Consider the following 3,768-nt stretch of genomic DNA (forward strand, 5'->3'; position numbering starts at 1 on the left):
GCTGCTCCGGCTGCTGACGCTGCCAAGCCGGCTGAAGCCGCTGCTCCGGCTGCTGCCAAGTAATTCTTCCAGCATAAAGAAAACGGGGCTTCGGCCCCGTTTTTTATTGCCTTGATTTTTTATTGCACGTGTCGCCAGTCAAATCCGCAATCGGCGTGGGCGACGCCAATCCAATCTTCCGGACAACCCAACGCCTTGGTCACCACGCCAACCACCAACTCCGGACAATTGTTGCGCTCGCTCAGATGAGCAGCAACCAATACCTGCAGGCGCGAAATATCGATTCGACCGAGCAGAGAGGCCGCTACGGAATTTTCCAGATGGCCATAGCGTCCAGCAATACGGCGCTTAAGAGAGGCAGGGTAAGCGCAACGCTCAAGCATGCCAGCATCGTGATTGAACTCAAGCACCAACCCGGCGCAACCGGATAGCATTGCGCAGACGTGGGCAGTGGGCTCGCCGATGTCGGTCAAGATTCCGAGCCGAGTTCCCGCCCCTGAAAAGACGAATTGCACAGGTTCGCGCGCATCATGCGGCACCGGAAAAGGCTGAACTTCAAGATCACCGATGGAGAGCGAACGATGACTATCGATAATGCGCAAATCCAGTTTGGAATCCACCTCGCGACAGCCCACCCAGGTTCCATGCGTCATCCAGACAGGCAGCCCAAACCTGTGGGCCAGCCGAAATACGCCGGCGACATGGTCGCCATGCTCATGGGTAACCAAAATGCCAGCCAGATCAGATGGAGCCCGGCCAAGGCGGAGCAAACGGGCCACAGTTTCCCGTAACCCGAAGCCACAATCGAGCATCAGACATGTTGCCCCGTGCTCGACGAGCAGCGCATTTCCCGCGCTGCTCGTCGAGCGAGGCAAAACGAATCACTGCAACTGCTGGAGGAGCAGGCTGAGAATCTTCTTGGCAGTTTCCGACTGATCGGTGCCGCCTTCGTTGGACAGGACCTTCACTGTGCTCTGTTCACCGGCATCGCTTACATGAATGCGATACTGGACCTTGGAACTGGCCGGCGGCTCAGAACGCTTCCAGAATGCCAGTTTGGACAGGAAACCATTGTCCTTCTTGCTGCGGTTATCCAGTTCGGGATCGACATAGCGCACGAAGTACAGGCCACGCGAGCGATCACGATCTTCGACCGTGAACCCGACGCGATCCAGTGCCAAGCCGACACGGCGCCAAGCACGATCGAAACGCTCAAGTACTTCCAGCGAACCAGTACCATCATCCGACTTAGCCAGTTTGGCTCGCGGCTCCGCTTTGGCCGAAACGATCGCAGCTTCGGCACGCTTCTCTTCGGAACCAAGACGAACCATCAGACGGCGGAGCATCTCCGCTTCCAGTTCAGGGTCGGCAGCACGAGGCTGCCAACGCGTGTCATCCTTGGCCGAGGAGGTATATACCTCCTCCATGGCGCGATGACTGACAAAAATATCGGTTGTTCCCGGCGTTACACCTGGCTCGAAGCGCGTCCGAAACTTATCGCGCTCACCGGTCGAGTAAAGCGAATCGAGCAAGCGACCAACCGTGTTGCGAATAATATCATCACCGATCTTGGCGCGATTTTCAGCCCAGTCAGTTTCCATGACGCCCGCTTCGGGACGCTCAACAGAAATGATGAAACCGGTTTCCTGCCAGAAATCCTTGACGGTATCCCACAGTTTGTCCGCCGGTGCCGTGACCACCAACCAGCGCTGGTTACCGGACCGCTCGACACGAACCTTGTCGACCTGCGGAAGGACAACCGAGTTCTGCGCCAGGGCCTGCGGAGTACGATCGGCGCTGTAGGCCGAGAACGTCGCGCTGCCCTTGCCGGCGGCATCGGGTACGAGATAGCGGTCGTCGCGAGCGATCTGCGACAAATCAGGTGGCACCTCAAGCGTCGGGACCTTGCCGGCTGACTTGTATTCGATCTTGCGCGACTCGGGAAGTACGCTGCACCCGGCCAGCGCAATCGCCAACAGGGAAAGGGAGAGGCCAGAAAGCCGACGATTCATTTTTACTTTACTCCGCTCAGGCGAGTACGCCAGCCTGGCGCATGGCGGCCAGAACACGGCCATGGTTGGCTTCGGACAGTGTGGTCAGGGGCAGACGGATGCCATTGGGCGACAGACCCATCTTGTGCACTGCCCACTTGACCGGAATCGGATTGGCTTCGCAGAACAGGTCGCGATGTAAGCCGAGCAACTTGAAGTGAATTTCGCGTGCCTTGGCAATGTTGCCACTGGCGGCGGCAGCACACATTTCGTGCATCAGGCGCGGCGCGACGTTGGCAGTGACCGAGATGTCACCATGAAAACCAAGGCTGATGGTCGCCACGGCAGTCATGTCATCACCGGTATACAGGGCAAAATCCTTCGGCGCCCGGGCAATCAGATCGCAGGCGCGGTCGATGTTGCCAGTCGCATCCTTGACGCCAACGATGCCCGGCACTTCGGCCAGACGCAGAATGGTATCGTTTGACATGTCAGCGACGGTCCGGCCCGGTACGTTATAGAGCAGAACGGGCAGTTCGACGGCTTCGGCAATCGCCTTGAAATGGCGATAGAGGCCTTCCTGGGTCGGCTTGTTGTAGTAAGGAACGACCGACAGGGCCATATTGGCGCCAGCCTTTTTGGCGAATTCGGTCAGTTCGATGGCTTCGGCCGTCGAATTGGCGCCGGTACCAGCGATGACCGGAATACGACCGGCAACGTGATCGACTGCCACCTTGATCAGCTCGCAATGCTCTTCGACATTGACCGTCGGCGATTCACCCGTCGTGCCGACGACCACAATGCCATCGGTCCCTTCGCTGACGTGGAAGTCGAGCAGGTTGCGGAAAGCGCTCAAATCGAGGCTGCCATCCTCATGCATGGGCGTAACGATGGCGACAATGGATCCAGTAATCATGGCCTGTTTATGGAATAAGTAATCTGTTGATTGTAACTGAAGGCCATTCCCCGCGGAAAGGCGCTTGGTAACACTTTGTTATTTTTCCGGCAGCCAATAGAGCAGGCCGCGCGCCACTCGCATTTTCCCGTCGGGCAAGACCAGTTCCGGGTGACGATCCGGGGCAGCCGACTGCAGTTGGCGGACAAATTCCTCGAGACGAGTTGCCACCGGAACCTGCCAACCGAGGCAACGCAAGCGATGGCGCAGCAGATTCTTCAGGCGGGGCAGCGAGAGTTGGCGCAGCGCCGGCATACGTGCAACATCACCGTCGCCTGCCGCCAGCCAATCGAGCGCCGCAAGCTCGTCAAGCAGGCTTGCAGCTTCGGCAAAATGGCTTGCCGCCTGAGCCAGAGAGGCTTCTGCGGCCGGAAAACGCTGGCTTATTGCGGTCAACGCCTGGTGACGCAGAAAATTGCGGGTCAGCGAAGTGTCACTATTGCTTTCGTCGGTTATCCAGGCCAGGCCTTCGGCCAACGCATAGCTTTCAATTTCGGCGCGCGACACATCCAGCATCGGACGCAACAGGCGCAGGCCGCCAAAGCTGCGTTCGACCGGCATTCCCGCCGCGCCGGTCACGCCAGTCCCGCGCAGCAGGTTGAATAAGACAGTTTCGGCCTGATCACCGCGGTGTTGCGCCAATAGCAGGCCATCACCGGCGCATTCGCCAAATGCGGCATAACGCGCGGCGCGGGCCGCCGCTTCGAGACCACAGCCGGACGATGCATCAACCGTGACATGGCGAACAGTCAGCGGGATGCCGAGGCGCTCGCAATAACCGGCACAGAACACCGCCCACGCCTCAGCATTGGGCGACAACCC

4 protein-coding genes are annotated in these 3,768 nt (G+C 58.9%); all 4 read right to left on the reverse strand.

Annotated elements, in window-relative coordinates:
- Positions 1 to 119: 119 nt before the first annotated feature.
- The gene (locus tag ADADOO_RS07195) at positions 120 to 812 is read right to left on the reverse strand and encodes an MBL fold metallo-hydrolase (protein WP_511276256.1); all 693 of its coding nucleotides are present in this window, start codon (positions 810 to 812) and stop codon (positions 120 to 122) included.
- Positions 813 to 881: 69 nt separating this feature from the next.
- Complete coding sequence (bamC, locus tag ADADOO_RS07200; RefSeq protein ID WP_511276261.1) at positions 882 to 2,012, reverse strand: NlpB/DapX family lipoprotein; 1,131 nt, start codon at positions 2,010 to 2,012, stop codon at positions 882 to 884.
- A gap of 16 nt (positions 2,013 to 2,028) precedes the next feature.
- Positions 2,029 to 2,907 (reverse strand): 4-hydroxy-tetrahydrodipicolinate synthase, encoded by an 879-nt coding sequence (gene dapA, locus ADADOO_RS07205; RefSeq protein WP_511276258.1) that lies wholly within the window; start codon positions 2,905 to 2,907, stop codon positions 2,029 to 2,031.
- Between the two features lie 78 nt (positions 2,908 to 2,985).
- On the reverse strand, positions 2,986 to 3,768 hold a 783-nt coding region (gene tilS / locus ADADOO_RS07210), incomplete at its 5' end, for a tRNA lysidine(34) synthetase TilS (RefSeq protein WP_511276260.1).

The sequence above is a fragment of the Azonexus sp. genome (assembly GCF_036170495.1).
GTDB lineage: Bacteria > Pseudomonadota > Gammaproteobacteria > Burkholderiales > Rhodocyclaceae > Azonexus.

Excerpts from the sequence above, each read along its gene's own strand:
- ADADOO_RS07195 (WP_511276256.1), bottom strand. The coding sequence starts at position 812 with ATGCTCGATTGTGGCTTCGGGTTACGGGAAACTGTGGCCCGTTTGCTC.
- bamC (WP_511276261.1), bottom strand. The coding sequence starts at position 2,012 with ATGAATCGTCGGCTTTCTGGCCTCTCCCTTTCCCTGTTGGCGATTGCG.
- dapA (WP_511276258.1), bottom strand. The coding sequence starts at position 2,907 with ATGATTACTGGATCCATTGTCGCCATCGTTACGCCCATGCATGAGGAT.